We start from the raw sequence: 15,858 nt of genomic DNA, 5'->3' as shown, positions 1-15,858 counted from the left end.
TTTAAGGGAAGGAATATCTTGATTCGTGTCTGTGTGTGGGCGAACATTAAAGAATCGAAAGCCTAAAAATTATTGTTATCAACTAAATGCATCTTTCTGTTATTGACCCTAAGCAACCTTTTCAGGAAAGGTATCAGCCTGCCATTAACGATCTTATCGCTTTTCTAAAGGGAGGGTTGGGTGACAATCTACACAGTGTCTATCTTTACGGCAGTGTCGCTCGTAAGAGGGCAAAGCCTAATCGTTCTAACTTAGACGTGTTGGTCGTTACGCATGACAGCTTTAGTGATGTCAGAACCACCTTGTTCAACTCTATTAAATGGCGTTTTCAGAAGTCCTATCCATTCTTAACAGATGTATCGCTAAAGAATACGCTTGTGAAAGAAGTGGCGAGCTTGGACAGCATTTTTTCTTGGGGATTTCAGCTTCGTCATTGCTCGGTGTGTATTTACGGTGAAGACCTTTCTGAGTGTTTTGGCGACTATGAGCCAAGCTGGGAAATCGCCAAACATTGGAATATGGATGTTGAAGATTGGGTCGCAGTGTACCGCAATCGTATTGCACGCTCTGCGACGCCAGAGGAACAGTCAAAAGCACAGATAGTTATTGCCAAGAAGCTGCTGCGTGCGAGCTATTCGCTAGTGATGTACAAAGATAAAAATTGGTTCGATGATCCTATTGAATGTGGGCAGAACTTTCTTCGCTACTATCCTGATAAACAGGTCGAAATTGAACGGTTAGGGATTTTGCTCACAGGACGAGTGATAGCAAAACGATCCGTCGTTGGCATTCTTGATGGTTTCGGTGAGTGGCTAGCTAAACAGTACAAGAAAACCGAATTTAAGATAGGCTAAGATACTGATTATGCGGCAATAAAAGCTAAAACGTCTATTATTGCCGCTCAATTTCTCGCTTTAGGTATGCGGCTGATTACTTATACGAGTTGGTTTCTACCGTAGAAGCATCAAAAACATTGACATATCGTGTGTACATCTTGGTACTAAGGCTAGCCTCCGATTGCGTACTGGCAGTCATACTTAGTTTCTCAGTCTGTTTATCGTATGTCAGATAATGGCCGAGGTGAGCACTTTTTAAGTTATCTTGGTTAGCTTTTTCTTCCCAACTCCATTTTTGGGTGAGGCTAAAGTTGCATGATTGAGCTTGAGTTAGGTCGGTACTGTCTAAGCAATATTCTGTATTGTATGCACTAATATAATGACCATCTTGACTGTAGATGAAAGCTTGTTGGTTATCGTATTCATCACACTCTTTAGCGGATATCTGCTGTTGAGTATCGATAGCCAGACATTTGTTCTTGAATCCGCCAAGTTGCAGATTCACTGGTCTGCCACCAGTGAACACAGGGTGGTCCCAATCAACTACAAAATTAATGTTCTTATTGACGCTATTGACTTGGTGATCGTCGTCTTTAGCGTAGTAAGTTCGTACTCCGAAGAACGGCGTCACGTTCGTCATATACCTAAATCCAGTGATGTCGACAGTGGAATCAATATTAAATTTGGTGTTGCCCGTTGCATCAGGGGCTGCAGAGTATATGACTTCCATTTTTGGTAGGAAGCTTGCGTGCCCCATTTTGTTAATACGACTTTCATCGACAGGCAGTGTTATCCCTGCCGTATAGCCATGAATTGTGGTGACCATAACTGATTCCGCGGTTGGGTATTGCTCCCTTGCCCACTCGAAACCTACATGCTGAGGGCCATTTGAATGGCGATCGACTCGATAGTCATTGGTTTCAAAGGATAGCCATTTTGATTCTGTCCAGTTTGCCGAAGCTTCAAGTTTGCCTTTTGCGCCGTCACTACTTGCCTCACCTCCCGCGACCACACCGAATGAAAAGGTTGAAATCTCACGGTTAGTGTAGTTCTTGTTTAAATTGCTTTTAGGCACGGTACGCAGGATACGAGCTTTTTCATTTGAAGCATTGAAATTGAAGTCATAGCTTTGGGCGAGAGCTGTGGTCACCATCTCATGCTCGTCGCCGCCCTCAGGCCATGGTATACCGCGTGTATGAAGCAGAATGTTGTCGAAGTTTTGGTTCAGTTGAATACCTGCACCGGTCGTTGAATCGTCAATTGCAATTCTCACTATTTTGGCATCGGGCGTTGCGCTTCCTTGGGTTCCAAATGGCAATGAACGTTGCAGCGTCACCTGATAAATTAAAGAAATATGGGCATTGTCACACATGCCTGTACTTTTAACGGGGCCTTGGTAAGTATTCCAGGTAGGATTGCATGCTGCGTCACTGATGGTACGTTTCGCCTCGATATAGAAAGCGACCCTAGGTATGCTGTTATCCACCTCTGCAAGAGGGGAGATGCTTTTCTTTACTCGGCGTGGTTTAGGTTTGTATTCAAGACGTTTAAGGTTGGTGTCATCAGAGCTCTCTAACTGACTAAACAGGAGTTTACCTTTGTGCTCACTAATGATTACCATATCTCCGAGAGTCAATAATCCCAAGCTTCTGCGGAGTTTGGCTCGAGCAATGTTTTTTTCAGTCTCATGTTCTATGTTACTAAAGTCGATCAAATAGCGTTTGTTCTCCACCAACACCTGAGTTTTTACATGGGATAATGTTGGTGGTGTGCTGTTTCCGCTGACGAGATTCTCAGCATTGATGTAAATCACCGCACTTGAATCTTGTAAGGCACTGAGAATATTAATGGCTGCTCCAGCAGGCTCGTCAAATTCTGACGCCCAAATGTTGGCACTCAAAACGCTTGATACGGCTATTAGAAGCAGGTTGAACTTTCTTTTCATACTATCTCTCTTGTCATTTGATGACATAAACCTGAACGCAGGCAGTCTGGACACCAATCAAGTTGCTAACGGGAATAGTCAAGATTTGTGTGATTCGCTAGGTTTGGTCAAAATAAAGAATTAAGCAGCACCGAATGTTCAAATGGTGGCTGCATGTCGTTAATAGTACAAATGGGGTTAAAAATGAGTTAAAAATCGCAAGCAAAGATGTATGTTATATGATCAAATATTTGATTCTGAACGAGTGTCTCGCACCGTTGGCGGTTAACTCATAGGTGAGCGCATCACTACTTGCAGTACGAACGATAGAGCGAACATCGATACGTAAAAATGGAGTGTACTCATCTGGAATAACAGCGCCCTTCAATATAGTTTCTTCAGTGTTAGAACAAACCGAGTTGAGGCTCACTGAGCGTTGAAAAATCGATGCCAATAAATGGCAAGATAGCCTCTGCAACAGGCTGAAGCTGTTTATCAATGTAGTGCTGATAATCAATGTTGCTTTTAAGGTATTCTTTGGGTTCAGGGCCAGAAATCGTAATCAGGTATTCAATTCGTCCTTTGTTTTGGTATTGCAAAGGGCGACCTAACTGGGCATTGATTTCATCTGCTAACCGAGCTGCACGCACTTGTGGTGGTACGTTTTTCTGATACTCGTGTAGCTTCCGGCGTAGCCTTTTTTGGTAAACCAGCTCATCATCAAATTCGCCCGCCATGGTTCTTTCGACAAAATCCCGAACGTAGTCAGAGGGATCTTTACCATGGAAAACCAGTGAATACAGATCTTGCTGAAAGCGCTGAGCGAGCGGAGTCCAGTCGGTGCGAGCACTTTCCAATCCCTTAAAGACAATTTTTTCCCTGTCGCCTTCGCCAATCAAGCCTGCGTAACGCTTTTTGGATCCTGTTTCTTGACCACGGATAGTTGGCATCAGAAACTTCTTATAGTGGGTTTCATACTCCAGTTCGAGGATTGAGGTAAGGCCGTACTCTTGTTTGAGATGGGTCGTCCACCACGAATTGATATGCTCGACAAGCTGGTGGCCAATCTCATCGGCTTGCTCTTGAGAAAATTGCCCGTTCAAAGAAACAAACGTCGAATCTGTATCCCCATAAATCACTTGATAGCCTTGCTCTTCGATGAGTACTTTCGTCTGCTTCATGATTTCGTGACCACGCATAGTGATACTTGATGCCAAGCGAGTATCAAAGAAGCGACAGCCAGAAGAGCCCAGTACGCCGTAGAAGGAGTTCATAATGATTTTGATCGCCTGTGAGAAGGCCTTTTCGTTGTTTTTCTTGGCGATATCACGCGCCGCCCACAGGTTTTCGATCATCTCGGGCAAAAAGTGTTTACTACGATGAAATTGACCGCCACGAAATCCTTCAACAGCTTGGTTTTCCTGTTTACCCACGTCCAATTTCAACCCTTCGATCAAACCCATTGGGTCAATTAGGAATGAACGGATAATGGAAGGGTATAGGCTCTTAAAATCCAGAACTAACACCGAATCATACAGGTTTGGGATGGAGTCCATTACATAGCCCCCTGGGCTAGCCAACCAGTTTTCAGAATGTAGGTTAGGGGCAATGTACCCAGCACGATGGATTTGTGGCAGGTAAAGATTGGTAAATGCCGCGACCGAGCCGCCGACACGGTCCAGTTCAACACCAGTCAATTTAGAGCGTTCGATGGCAAACTCAAGCAAGTGGGTGTGGGCAAAAATCTTGTTGACCAGAACACAATCTTGCAGGTTGTACTTTGCAAGTGAGGGTTTGTCCTTTTTGAACATGTAATTGATTTCGTCCATTCGATCATGAACGTTGTGGATTTGTTTACCCTCTCCGAGTAACTCCTGAGACACTGATTCTAGCGACCAGCTTCGAAAGTGATAAGTGGCGGTTTTTAGCGTATCGATACCATCTAAAACCACGCGACCTGGGATTGATATGAATGCTTGTTGAGTGTTACTTGAGGTGCGGAAAAAACTCGCCTGATTCGCACGCCCAATTGCTAATCTGACTTTATTCCACTCGGCACGTTTATGTAGCAGCCTAAAGTCAAAGTCAATGACGTTCCAACCTACGATGACATCGGGATCAAATTGCTGAAACCACGTGATCAGTGAGAGCAATAAGTGTTTCTCGTCTTGGACCCACTCAACAGCGGTTTCAGCAGCTTGCGGTTCTCCAATCATGATGACACGGCTGTCCATAGGACTATCGAGTCCTATAGAGTAAAGAACGCCTTTCTCTGAACATTCGATATCGAGTGAGACAACCTTTAACTGAGGGGTATAGTGACCCTGACGGCATTTGACGTTTGAAAAGCGAGTGTAGTCTTTCCTGCGTTGGGGGTGACCGGTAAATTCGACACTGCCTTGAACAAAGCGCTCCATTAAATATCGATCGGCAAGGCGTATATCGTCTTCGAGTACAAGAATCTCATGATGTTTGAATTTCTGACTTAGCCGTTGTCCGTCTTTAACGGTTAAGCAGTAACAAGCCGCAAGTTTTACATCATCAAAGCTATGCAACGCCAAAGGTTTTATCTCAGCCTGAATGGATAACTCGCTAACTAAAGCTTGGCATTGTTCGATATCGTCTTGAGGAATAAAGAAGACGGGTTTTTCTCCCGGTATAACAAGCTGTACCGGCCCATTATCAGTAGATAACCATAAATCGATCTGAGTTTGACCAGAAACATCTCTGGCGTGGCGAGTAAGTAGGAAACCTTGTTGGACGGACATTTGTACTGCTCTAAATGAAAACCAAGCAACGGATGAAGCTTGGTTTCACTAGCTTAGCATAAGCAGGCGTTCTCTTAATAATAGATAAAGCCTGTCAGTCTGGCGCCAATGTTCTCAGACTGCCAACTTTGATAACTCAGTTGCGTTCGCACAGCAAAATTACGATTGAAGCTCCAGTTCCAGCTTGCATCAATTTCGACATGGCTCTCTTCCTGAGAGTTAATCAGCGCCATATATTGAGCTTGTAATCCTATTCTATGATTACGTCCAGCTTGGAAAATTGCTCCCGTTTCCAAGCCGACCCCAGAGACTGCGTCATATTCCGTCAGATTGCCGCCACTGACTGCACCTGAAAAGAGTGTGTATACGTGGATCTTGTCTGGTGAGCCCCAAGCCTTGCCAAAGCCACCTTGTCCAAACCATCTTCCTGCCAACTTATTAGACAGAGGCTGTCTATCAAAGCCAGTGCGAATATTCCAAGCCCAACTGTCGAATACTCTATTACTTGGAGCAAGCGCCATTGTGTCGATAAAGTAAAACCTATCGAGTCGAGAAGTGCCTTGCTGATCAATACTCACTTGAGTATCTAGAAAGTTGATCTGTGCGCCAGGTATGAAGCCATCCTGTGAGTCAAGCAAATCATGATACGCCGCTCTCCATTCAATGGTGGCTTGATTACTGAACTCATCCCAGTATTGGTAGCTCAGTCCGATACGGGCGGAAGCGTGCCCTTTTTCTGGTGGAACGTCAGGCTGAGGAACTGGGGTAAACGGAGACTCTACTTTGATTCTGCTGCGCAGATAGAGCAATTTGGTTAGCCGTTTGGCTGTCGGATCTCGTTCTAAACCGGAGTCATACAATTGAAAGTTTAACCACTCGTAGGCGAGTTCTAGAATTGCTGCTCGTTCTTCATCTGAGAATTCGTTTTCACTCGGGTACTCGCCTTGTGTCGCTTTTTTAGCAGCCTCGAAGATTTTCTCATCGGCTTCATTGGCTTGATGTAGCAATCTGGTGCCAAATGCCTCGCGATATTGAGTTTCTTCCAATAATCCGCTTTCCGCTAATGCATAAACTGTATCTGACGGAATTGCCTGTATCGAGAAGTCTTTGGTCAAGCTTAAGTCTTCCCGAGCGACATCCAATAGAGACAGCAACTGATAAGAACAGTTTTCGTCTAAGAAATAGTAATCAAACTCTGCTCTTTGCATTTCCCATAAGTGTAATAAAACCCGATTTACTTCCTCTTCATTGAGTTTAAGTTTGTACTCCCAAATATCTCTCGATTCGATGTCGTTGTATTCACGAACTTTTCGATAATATGGCATCACGATGTAACGACCGGGGTAGCTGCCGATCAATCCTTTGATCGCAAACAGAGCGGGGTTGTCATCTGTTTCTGGCTCAGCAGCAAAATTAATGGCAAATGCGACCAATTCTTTATGTCTGGTTTGATCCTTAGCGTCGACACGCAATAGGGTGTGACCAAACATAGAAGAAGGGTTATTCATAAATGCGGTTGGGAAAACAAGCGTAAGACCAGCCGGGTCGATGACTTGGCTCCAAGTTTCTAGCTCTGGGCAGTTCAATATCGCCTGGCGACCTTGTTGCTGTTCAAGCCAACTATAGCGTGCTGGATATTGACACTGAGTCTCCAATGCAAGTTGCTTATCCTCTGAATAAAGCCGACTGATGGTTGCCTCAAGCTCCGCTTTTGGAGAGTACTTTCCTTGTTCCGAAAGAAAAAATTCGCTTTTATCGACGGTACTTTCGTATCCAGATAGAAGCGCAGGCAAATAGTGGCCGAGCTTATGCCAGTATGAGTGCTTGGAGAGCTGTTCTACATCGAATTCACTAGCGATTGATGCTGAAGGTAATAAAAGGCTCAAGCTTAAGCCACACAACAAAGAGGTTTTTAGCAAAGGGGACTTCATCTAATACACAGTCTTACAGTTCGATTGAGCTTCTACTTTTAGCGTCAGGATACAACAAATAATAGGGAGGCTTTAGGGTGGTGTGAAAAAGGTGCCTAGAAAGGCACCTTTTAATAGGGCATTGATTAAATAGCGTAACCCGCTAATTGTGCGTTATCCGCAACAACGTTGTTCAGGTTTACAAATACTTCTTGAGAAGTGACATTTTCAGATTTGAATACTTGCGCAAAGTTTTCTTGAGCTAGAGTGTTGAATGCTGCTTTGTCAGCTTCATTAATACCCCAAACTTCAGAAAGTGTTGCCAGAGTTTCACCTTCGCCTTTAGCGATATCACGTGCTAGGTTGTCCATGTTGCCATCAATGAACATGGCTAGCTTTTCAGATGATGAAATTGTACCTGTGCCGTCACAACCTAGAGTACCGAAAGTGATACCAAAAGTTTGGTTACCTGAAGTGCCGTTAGTTGTAGCAGCTAGAATTTTAGAAACTTTGCCTGACTGACCGTCGAATACCATAGTACCCAAACCACAACCAATATCATTGTCAGCAAGTGCTAGATTAGACATAGGAATAGTTGTTGCTAGGGCTGCCACTGCTAGAAGCTTTTTCATAACATATCCTTATAAGATGATATTTAAAATGTACTTTAAAGTGTGCAACTATGCGCACTGCACTATGTATTAATAGGTGAAGTTAGATTCGTTTTCAATGGTAAGCCTTGTGTTGTGTGTGCGTATGCCGATTTTTGACTCATAACCTCATTGTATGACTTAACTTATTGATTGCATGGTTATTAACGTGCTAAGCAGCAGATATGAAAATAAGTACTTGCTAAAGTTTGCGTTTGAGCACATATTCAGAGTAAGTAAAAAGCGTAATTTAAGTTAAAATAGGCTGCCATGCTGTTATCCACTACAAATAGTGGGTGCAGAGCCAATCAAGAAGTGTGGAGATACAAGTTTGATAAGTGTTTTCCTTGTAGATGATCACGAGCTGGTTCGCACAGGGATACGACGTATTATTGAAGACGTCCGTGGAATGAACGTAGCAGGGGAAGCTGAAAGCGGTGAAGACGCAGCAAAATGGTGTCGTAGCAATCATGCCGATGTCATTTTGATGGATATGAATATGCCAGGTATTGGTGGCTTAGAAGCTACCAAGAAAATCTTGCGGTTCAATCCTGATGTGAAAATCATCGTTTTAACTGTTCATACGGAAAATCCGTTTCCAACTAAAGTGATGCAAGCAGGTGCCGCAGGCTACCTGACTAAAGGTGCGGGGCCAGATGAAATGGTCAACGCAATTCGTGTTGTAAATAGCGGCCAACGTTATATTTCTCCTGAAATTGCTCAGCAGATGGCGCTTAGCCAATTCTCTCCAGCATCGGAAAATCCTTTTGCCGATCTTTCTGAGCGTGAATTGCAGATCATGATGATGATCACCAAAGGGCAGAAGGTAACCGATATTTCAGAGCAGTTGAATTTGAGCCCGAAAACTGTCAACAGTTACCGCTACCGCTTGTTCAATAAGCTGGACATCAGCGGTGACGTAGAGTTGACTCATCTAGCCATCCGCCATGGAATGTTAGACACTGAGACATTGTAGTGACCGCCACATTCGACTCGGCTTCCTTTCTAAAAACCGTTACTAATCAGCCCGGCGTGTACAGAATGTATAACGCCGAGGCTGTTGTCATTTACGTAGGTAAAGCCAAAGACCTTAAAAAGCGTCTTTCTAGCTATTTCCGTAAGAAAGTAGACAGCGAAAAAACACGAGCTCTAGTCAGTAATATTGACAAGATTGATGTTACGGTGACGCACACCGAAACAGAAGCCCTGATACTTGAACACAACTACATTAAGCAGTATTTACCCAAATACAATGTATTACTGCGTGATGACAAGTCATACCCTTACATTTTTGTCAGCGGCCATAAGCACCCGAGGCTATCTATGCATCGCGGAGCAAAAAAGCGCAAAGGTGAATACTTTGGTCCTTACCCTGACTCGGGAGCAGTTCGGGAAACGCTGCACTTAATTCAAAAAATTTTCCCGGTTCGACAATGTGAAGATACGGTTTACAGTAATCGAACTCGGCCTTGTCTGATGTACCAAATTGGCCGATGTGCGGGGCCATGTGTTAGCAGTATTATCTCCGATGAAGATTATGCCGAGCTGGTGGGTTTTGTTCGTTTGTTCCTGCAAGGAAAAGATCAGCAAGTTCTCACGACCTTGGTTGAAAAGATGGAGCTGGCTAGTAAAAGTCTTAAGTTTGAAGACGCGGCAAAGTTTAGAGACCAAATACAAGCGATACGACGTGTTCAGGAGCAGCAGTTTGTGTCTGAAGACTCTCAAGATGATATGGACGTTTTGGGTTTTGCTCAAGAGAACGGCATTGCCTGTGTCCATATTCTGATGATTCGCCAAGGTAAGATTTTGGGCAGTCGTAGCCATTTTCCTAAAATTCCAAATGATACGACTCAAGAAGAAGTGTTTTATAGTTTTTTGAGCCAGTATTACCTGAGCCACAACGAAGCACGAACGATCCCGACACGAATCATCCTTAACTCCGGCCTGATGGAAGAATCGCTGCCATTACAAGAAGCTTTAGGCGAGATTGCCGGACGTAAAGTCAATTTTCATGTTAATCCGACGGGAACTCGTGGGCGCTACCTTAAGCTGTCGAATACCAACGCACTGACGGCAATTACTACCAAAATCAATCACAAGATGACGATATCCCAACGCTTTAAAGAGTTACGGGAAGTCTTAGGTATGGATATCATCACTCGTATGGAATGTTTCGACATATCGCATACGATGGGCGAAAGTACGATTGCTTCTTGTGTTGTGTTTAATCAAGAAGGGCCAGTGAAGCAGGAATACCGTCGCTACAATATTACTGGGATTACCGGTGGTGACGATTACGCCGCGATGGGACAAGCACTCGAGAGGCGTTACTCTAAGCAGCTGGATGTGGAAAAAATCCCGGATATTGTGTTTATTGATGGTGGTAAAGGGCAGCTTAATCGAGCGTTTGAAATCATTTCACAGTACTGGGGAGATTGGCCTAAGCGGCCACGTTTGATTGGTATTGCGAAAGGAGTGACGCGTAAACCAGGATTGGAAACTTTGATTACCACAGACGGTGAAGAGTTCAACTTGCCTAGTGATGCACCAGCTCTACATTTGATGCAACATATCCGTGATGAAAGCCATAACCATGCCATTGCGGGGCATCGGGCTAAACGTGGAAAAACAAGAAGAACCAGTGCCTTGGAAGGCATTGAAGGGGTGGGGCCGAAACGTCGTCAGGCATTGCTCAAATACATGGGGGGATTACAGGAACTTCAACGTGCTAGCGTTGAAGAAATCGCCAAAGTCCCTGGGATTAGTGTTTCTTTGGCAGAAAACATTTATCAAGCATTGAAACAATAGGAAAAATCCCGCACCATAAGAGCCCTGTTTTTAAGCAGTGAACAGAGCAATACGCAAACGATAAGAGCCTCAATAAATATGCGTTTAAATATCCCTAACATTTTATCTTTGTTACGACTTTTCCTTATTCCAGTATTTGTCGTGGTTTTTTATCTTCCTTACAGTTGGGCACCTTTTGCAGCGGCAATGGTGTTCTGGGTTGCAGGGTTCACGGACTGGCTAGATGGAATGTTAGCGCGAAAGTTGGGGCAAACCTCTCGTTTTGGTGCTTTTATTGATCCTGTTGCTGATAAAGTCCTTGTCGCGACCGCTCTGATTCTTGTCACTGAACACTACCACTCCATTTGGGTAACAATTCCTGCTGTGACTATGATTGCTCGAGAAATCATTATTTCTGCATTGCGTGAATGGATGGCAGAAATCGGTAAACGTGCCAGTGTGGCAGTTTCATGGGTAGGTAAAGTAAAAACGCTTAGCCAAATGTTTGCTTTATGGGTGCTTATCTGGCGTTATGATGACTGGATGATTTGGTTAGGTTACGCCGCGCTTTATGTTGCTACCGTATTGACCTATTGGTCTATGGCACAGTATTTAATGGCAGCCAAAGACGATCTTCTCAGTGAAGAGCATCATTAAAGAAAACTGGCAATAGCCCGTTTTTTTATGCCTCTCATCTACTTTGTTTAAGTTAACTTGGTCAAAATCAAAAGAATTTTGAGAGTAAATTAATCAAATTAGAAGCTTTTGACTGTTAATTAGACAAACGATTCAAAAAATTAAAAATAGTGTTGACTCATTAGTTCGAATCCGTAGAATGCATCCCGTACCCAAGAGGAACGCAGCGAAATAAGCGAGACGATTGGTGTTACGAAGGCGCGTTGGCAGAGTGGCTATGCAGCGGATTGCAAATCCGTGGACCTCGGTTCGACTCCGGGACGCGCCTCCATTTGCGACACTAGCTCAGTTGGTAGAGCGCAACCTTGCCAAGGTTGAGGTCACGAGTTCGAACCTCGTGTGTCGCTCCAAATTTTATGATAGCGATTCCTAATGGGTCGATGTCAAAGATGGTGTCTCCATCACAAATTTAGATTTGTGTGCCCTGGTGGTGGAATTGGTAGACACAAGGGATTTAAAATCCCTCGGCGTTCGCGCTGTGCCGGTTCAAGTCCGGCCCGGGGCACCATCTAACTAACGCATTATGCGACACTAGCTCAGTTGGTAGAGCGCAACCTTGCCAAGGTTGAGGTCACGAGTTCGAACCTCGTGTGTCGCTCCAAATTACGAAGCCCTGACCATTTGGTCAGGGCTTTTTTTTTCTGGCCCTAAACCACCTTCTTTAGAAGGTGGTGATCGTTCTTTTGGGCTTTGCCCGAAGAACGCTCATGTTCAAGATGTCCTCGTTTGCAACCAACAAATGAAGGAAATAACGAACATGAGCAGATATGAATCCGCTTCACACGTTTATCATCGGTGCCAATATCATATTGTTTGGACACCTAAATATCGACTAAAGATTCTGAAAGGAAATTTAGGCAAAGAGCTGTATCGAAGTATCTACGTTTACAGCAATATGAAGAAATGCAAGGTTGTCGAGCTTAACGTCCAAATTGATCATGTCCATTTAGTCGTGAGGCTTCCGCCGAGCATGAGTATCTCAAATTACATGGGGTTTGTTAAAGGTCGTACAGCGATTAGGTTGTTTAACAAATTTCCGTATTTGAGAAAGAAAAAGCTCTGGGGTAATAAGTTCTGGCAACGAGGTTACTTTGTTGATTCGGTAGGGATGAACGAGGAAATTATACGTAGATACGTCAGGCACCAAGATCGTGTGGGGAAAGAAGAAGAGGAGCGACAAATGCTTCTAGGGTTAGATAAATAGCAGTGAGCCCCCTTATAGGGGGCCAACCAAAGCCACCTGCTATGCAGGTGGATTTTTACTTATCTTCATTACATAAGGAATCAGCGGCAACAAGCCGCTGATTTTTCACTCACCAAACGTGAATGGGTTATACAAGCTCGGCAAGCATTTCATCCGAGTATTCGGTCAACACTGAGCCTGATTTTACTTTTTCGATATAGTCAGGGTTGGCGATTAATGGACGACCAATTGCCAGCAAATCAAATTTGCCAGACTCCAACGCCGCATTCCCAGTTTCTGGTGTAAAACCACCGACACCCATTAACGTCTTACTGTAGTTTGAACGCATATACTCTGAAACGGTGCCATCTAGGTAATCAAATGACATGCTATCGTCAAAAATTCCCACGTGAAGGTAGCTTAGATCACGGCTTTCGAGCGCTTTGAGCAAGTAATCTGAAACCTGACGATCACGATTGTCTGGTTCCATGTTGAAGTAAGCACCCGGAGAGAGTCGTAGCGCTGTTCTATCTTTACCAATGGCATCAACGATTGCATCGACGACTTGCAACGGGAAGCGCGCCATATTTTCTGCTGAACCACCAAATTCATCGTCTCGAGTATTGCTTGAATAATGCAGGAACTGGTCGATCAGATATCCATTTGCTCCGTGGATTTCAACCCCGTCAAAGCCGGCTTCTAGAGCATTAATAGCGGCCTGACGATAATCTTCAACAAGTTCTTCAATCTCTTCTCGGGTCGCTGGCTTAGGCGTGGTGTAGGTCAGTTCTCGCATGCGGGGTACGCTGCCTTCAACAGCCACTGCTGAAGGCGCCAGCACATATTCTCCATTGAAGAAATGAGGGTGCGCAACACGGCCCGTGTGCCACAACTGCACAAAAATCTTACCGCCTTTCTCATGAACCGCGTCTGTCACCTTACGCCAGCCAGTAATTTGCTCCTGACTGAATATTCCGGGGGTATTTGGATATCCCTGACCATCTGGGCGAATGATGGTCGCTTCACTAATAATCAAACCAGTATCTGCTCGACGAGCATAGTAATCCACCATCGCTTGAGTTGGAACTAGGCTGTCATCAGCCATACAACGAGTCAGTGGTGCCATCACAATTCTGTTGTTCAATGTAATAGTGTCGTTCAGCGCTAATGGTTCAAATAGGTTATTCATGACGTTCCCTTTGTGGTTTTTCTTGAATGCCCATTCAAGTTAGTCTAATTTGAACAAGCATTCAACTACTTTTTTGAATGCTTGTTCAAAATAAAGTAGAATCAATCCATATTGATAATTGAGATAAGAGAGCCAATGCGCAGCGCTGAATTTGATCGGAAAAAAGTATTACGTTCTGCAATGGATGCTTTTGTAGCTAAAGGGTACGCTAAGACCAGCATGCAAGACCTAAAAAAGGTAACTGGACTGCACCCCGGTTCGATCTATTGTGCCTTTGAGAACAAGCGCGGCTTATTGATTGCGGCGTTGGAACAGTATCGTGACGATAAATCGCAAGAGTTTCAGGCCTTGTTTGACTCTCAACCAACAGTGATGGCTGGCTTTGAAAAATATCTAAGCTGGGTGGTCGAAGAGTGTGAAACGGAAGAAATCAAAGATTGTTTGCTGCAGAAATCACTCAGTGAGATGGCACAGCAGGATGATGAAGTGGAACATCTTATCAGCATGATGCTTCAAGACTGGCATCAGTCTATTGAAGAGAAGCTTTCCCAGGCGCAGCAGGCGGGTCAAGCATCTCAAAAAAAATCGCCAGCTCAGTTAGCTCAGTTTTTGGTCATGGGTATCTATGGCATGCGGACTTTATCTCACACTCAGCCAAAACCTGGGGTATTAGGTGAGCTCAAGGATGAACTGCTGGAGCATATCAGTGCTTAAGAAAAGGCCCGTAATAACGGGCCTTTTTTCTTAGCTGCGAGTTGGAACAAGGCGGTATATATTGCCTTGATCAGTACTAAAGATGAGTTCATCCATAGGGCTGACGATGACATGGCGAATGCGTTCGTTAAGTTCGGACAATATTCGAATTTCATCTACTGCTTGATTGTTTTTGTTTAGCGTGACGACATTAATATGGGTCAGTTTCAAAGCGGGTGCGAGAAGCTTACCGTTCAGTTCAGGGTAGTTTTTACCTCGATACAAAAGCAAACTTGAGGGAGCGATGGAAGGAACATAAACCTTGATTGGTGACTCGATCCCCTCTTTTTCTTTAGATTCCCCGACATTAATCGGCCCCCAGTATTCTTTACCGTGAGAAGTGATTGGCCAGCCATAGTTTGAGCCTGCCCGAATAAAATTTATTTCATCGCCGCCTCTTGGGCCATGTTCTATCGACCATAAAGCGCCAGCTGCTGAATCGTAAAACAAGCCTTGTGGATTACGATGACCAAAGCTCCAGATTTCCTTTTGCGCGCCTTTTTGCTCGACGAAAGGGTTGTCTTCGGCTGCTGAACCGTCAGGGTTCAACCTCAGAATCGATCCCGCATGGGTACTTAAGTCCTGTCCATTATCGCGTTCTCCGCGATCACCAACACTCATGTAGAGGTACTGCTCATCGAAGGTCACACGACTACCATAGTGGCGATTGGTCGAGGAATTGGACGTTGTTGTGAGGATGTTTTTCCAGTCTGAGAGCTTACCGTCTGAAAATGTGAAGGTAGCAAGAGTGGTATCTGAACCGCTAGCGGTGCGTTTACTGTAGGTCACATACGCTTTGTTCGGTTCGAAAGGGGACATCGCGATATCGAGCAACCCTCCCTGACCGTTGGCATAAAGGCCAGCAGGGTCTTCCATAAGCTGAGTACTTTTCCCTGTAGCGATATCGACCGAGAGAATATGGCCGTTGCGTTCGGTGACCAGTAACGTGTTGTCGTCGGCAAACGCCATTCCCCAAGGAACCAGTAAACCTGAAGCAATTTTTTCTGTTGAGTAGTCCGCTGACAATGCCGGACTTGTCCAGCATGTAAAAGTAACAAGCGGTAAAGCTAAGTATTTGAACACGTGGGAATGTCTCTCTAGTTCAGATAAGTGCATAAAGTGTAGCACGATAATAATTCATAGTTTTTATATATGTATCTAC

At 44.4% G+C, this 15,858-nt stretch carries 12 protein-coding genes and 4 tRNA genes; 10 read left to right on the top strand and 6 right to left on the bottom strand.

Annotated elements, in window-relative coordinates; all coding sequences use genetic code 11:
• The first annotated feature begins 86 nt into the window (after positions 1-86).
• Positions 87-854 (top strand): nucleotidyltransferase domain-containing protein, encoded by a 768-nt coding sequence (locus tag VIC_RS22750; RefSeq protein ID WP_006962726.1) that lies wholly within the window; start codon positions 87-89, stop codon positions 852-854.
• A 76-nt stretch (positions 855-930) separates the two neighbouring features.
• Here VIC_RS22750 and VIC_RS22745 read toward each other — a convergent pair whose 3' ends face one another.
• The 4 genes from VIC_RS22745 to VIC_RS22730 all read right to left on the bottom strand — a co-directional run bounded on the left by VIC_RS22745 (position 931) and on the right by VIC_RS22730 (position 8,070).
• Complete coding sequence (locus VIC_RS22745) at positions 931-2,781, bottom strand: leukocidin family pore-forming toxin (RefSeq protein ID WP_006962725.1); 1,851 nt, start codon at positions 2,779-2,781, stop codon at positions 931-933.
• 383 nt (positions 2,782-3,164) lie between these two features.
• Positions 3,165-5,528, bottom strand: coding sequence for a DNA polymerase II (locus VIC_RS22740; RefSeq protein ID WP_006962723.1), 2,364 nt, complete (start codon positions 5,526-5,528; stop codon positions 3,165-3,167).
• Positions 5,529-5,602: 74 nt separating this feature from the next.
• A complete protein-coding gene (locus VIC_RS22735) occupies positions 5,603-7,414 on the bottom strand; it encodes an Lnb N-terminal periplasmic domain-containing protein (protein WP_236612202.1) in 1,812 nt (603 codons plus the stop codon).
• A 170-nt stretch (positions 7,415-7,584) separates the two neighbouring features.
• The gene (locus VIC_RS22730) at positions 7,585-8,070 is read right to left on the bottom strand and encodes a DUF3015 domain-containing protein (protein ID WP_006962721.1); all 486 of its coding nucleotides are present in this window, start codon (positions 8,068-8,070) and stop codon (positions 7,585-7,587) included.
• Positions 8,071-8,419: 349 nt separating this feature from the next.
• Here VIC_RS22730 and uvrY point away from each other — a divergent pair, with 349 nt between their 5' ends.
• The 8 genes from uvrY (at position 8,420) to tnpA (ending at position 12,775) form a co-directional block, all read left to right on the top strand.
• Positions 8,420-9,064 (top strand): UvrY/SirA/GacA family response regulator transcription factor, encoded by a 645-nt coding sequence (gene uvrY / locus VIC_RS22725; RefSeq protein WP_006962720.1) that lies wholly within the window; start codon positions 8,420-8,422, stop codon positions 9,062-9,064.
• Positions 9,064-10,896 carry an excinuclease ABC subunit UvrC gene (uvrC, locus tag VIC_RS22720; RefSeq protein WP_039952530.1) on the top strand — a complete coding sequence of 611 codons (1,833 nt, stop codon included), beginning with the start codon at positions 9,064-9,066 and terminating at the stop codon, positions 10,894-10,896. Before uvrY ends, uvrC begins: the two co-directional genes overlap by 1 nt.
• Before the next feature lie 78 nt (positions 10,897-10,974).
• Entirely contained in the window at positions 10,975-11,532 is a 558-nt protein-coding gene (gene pgsA / locus VIC_RS22715) for a CDP-diacylglycerol--glycerol-3-phosphate 3-phosphatidyltransferase (protein WP_006962717.1), read from the top strand.
• Between the two features lie 236 nt (positions 11,533-11,768).
• Positions 11,769-11,842, top strand: a tRNA-Cys gene (locus VIC_RS22710).
• A gap of 3 nt (positions 11,843-11,845) precedes the next feature.
• Positions 11,846-11,921: transfer RNA gene (locus VIC_RS22705), tRNA-Gly, on the top strand.
• 71 nt (positions 11,922-11,992) lie between these two features.
• Positions 11,993-12,079: transfer RNA gene (locus VIC_RS22700), tRNA-Leu, on the top strand.
• A gap of 17 nt (positions 12,080-12,096) precedes the next feature.
• A tRNA-Gly gene (locus VIC_RS22695) sits at positions 12,097-12,172 on the top strand.
• 156 nt (positions 12,173-12,328) lie between these two features.
• Positions 12,329-12,775 (top strand): IS200/IS605 family transposase, encoded by a 447-nt coding sequence (tnpA, locus tag VIC_RS22690; protein WP_039951144.1) that lies wholly within the window; start codon positions 12,329-12,331, stop codon positions 12,773-12,775.
• Positions 12,776-12,902: 127 nt separating this feature from the next.
• Here the strand turns inward: tnpA and VIC_RS22685 are convergent, their stop codons facing one another.
• Positions 12,903-13,943 (bottom strand): alkene reductase, encoded by a 1,041-nt coding sequence (locus tag VIC_RS22685; protein ID WP_006962715.1) that lies wholly within the window; start codon positions 13,941-13,943, stop codon positions 12,903-12,905.
• Positions 13,944-14,078: 135 nt separating this feature from the next.
• Here VIC_RS22685 and VIC_RS22680 point away from each other — a divergent pair, with 135 nt between their 5' ends.
• Complete coding sequence (locus VIC_RS22680; protein WP_006962713.1) at positions 14,079-14,657, top strand: TetR/AcrR family transcriptional regulator; 579 nt, start codon at positions 14,079-14,081, stop codon at positions 14,655-14,657.
• 30 nt (positions 14,658-14,687) lie between these two features.
• Here VIC_RS22680 and VIC_RS22675 read toward each other — a convergent pair whose 3' ends face one another.
• Positions 14,688-15,812, bottom strand: coding sequence for a PQQ-dependent sugar dehydrogenase (locus tag VIC_RS22675; RefSeq protein ID WP_080555966.1), 1,125 nt, complete (start codon positions 15,810-15,812; stop codon positions 14,688-14,690).
• Positions 15,813-15,858 lie beyond the last annotated feature (46 nt).

This window comes from Vibrio coralliilyticus ATCC BAA-450, from assembly GCF_000176135.1.
Classification (GTDB): Bacteria; Pseudomonadota; Gammaproteobacteria; order Enterobacterales; family Vibrionaceae; genus Vibrio; species Vibrio coralliilyticus.
The sequence above is the reverse complement of the archived record's forward strand: the minus strand, read 5'-3'. Positions and strand labels throughout refer to the sequence as shown.

Coding starts and splice junctions, on each gene's coding strand:
- VIC_RS22750 (WP_006962726.1), top strand. CDS start 87: ATGCATCTTTCTGTTATTGACCCTAAGCAACCTTTTCAGGAAAGGTAT.
- VIC_RS22685 (WP_006962715.1), bottom strand. CDS start 13,943: ATGAATAACCTATTTGAACCATTAGCGCTGAACGACACTATTACATTG.
- VIC_RS22680 (WP_006962713.1), top strand. CDS start 14,079: ATGCGCAGCGCTGAATTTGATCGGAAAAAAGTATTACGTTCTGCAATG.
- VIC_RS22675 (WP_080555966.1), bottom strand. CDS start 15,812: ATGCACTTATCTGAACTAGAGAGACATTCCCACGTGTTCAAATACTTA.
- VIC_RS22730 (WP_006962721.1), bottom strand. CDS start 8,070: ATGAAAAAGCTTCTAGCAGTGGCAGCCCTAGCAACAACTATTCCTATG.
- tnpA (WP_039951144.1), top strand. CDS start 12,329: ATGAGCAGATATGAATCCGCTTCACACGTTTATCATCGGTGCCAATAT.
- VIC_RS22745 (WP_006962725.1), bottom strand. CDS start 2,781: ATGAAAAGAAAGTTCAACCTGCTTCTAATAGCCGTATCAAGCGTTTTG.
- VIC_RS22740 (WP_006962723.1), bottom strand. CDS start 5,528: ATGTCCGTCCAACAAGGTTTCCTACTTACTCGCCACGCCAGAGATGTT.
- pgsA (WP_006962717.1), top strand. CDS start 10,975: ATGCGTTTAAATATCCCTAACATTTTATCTTTGTTACGACTTTTCCTT.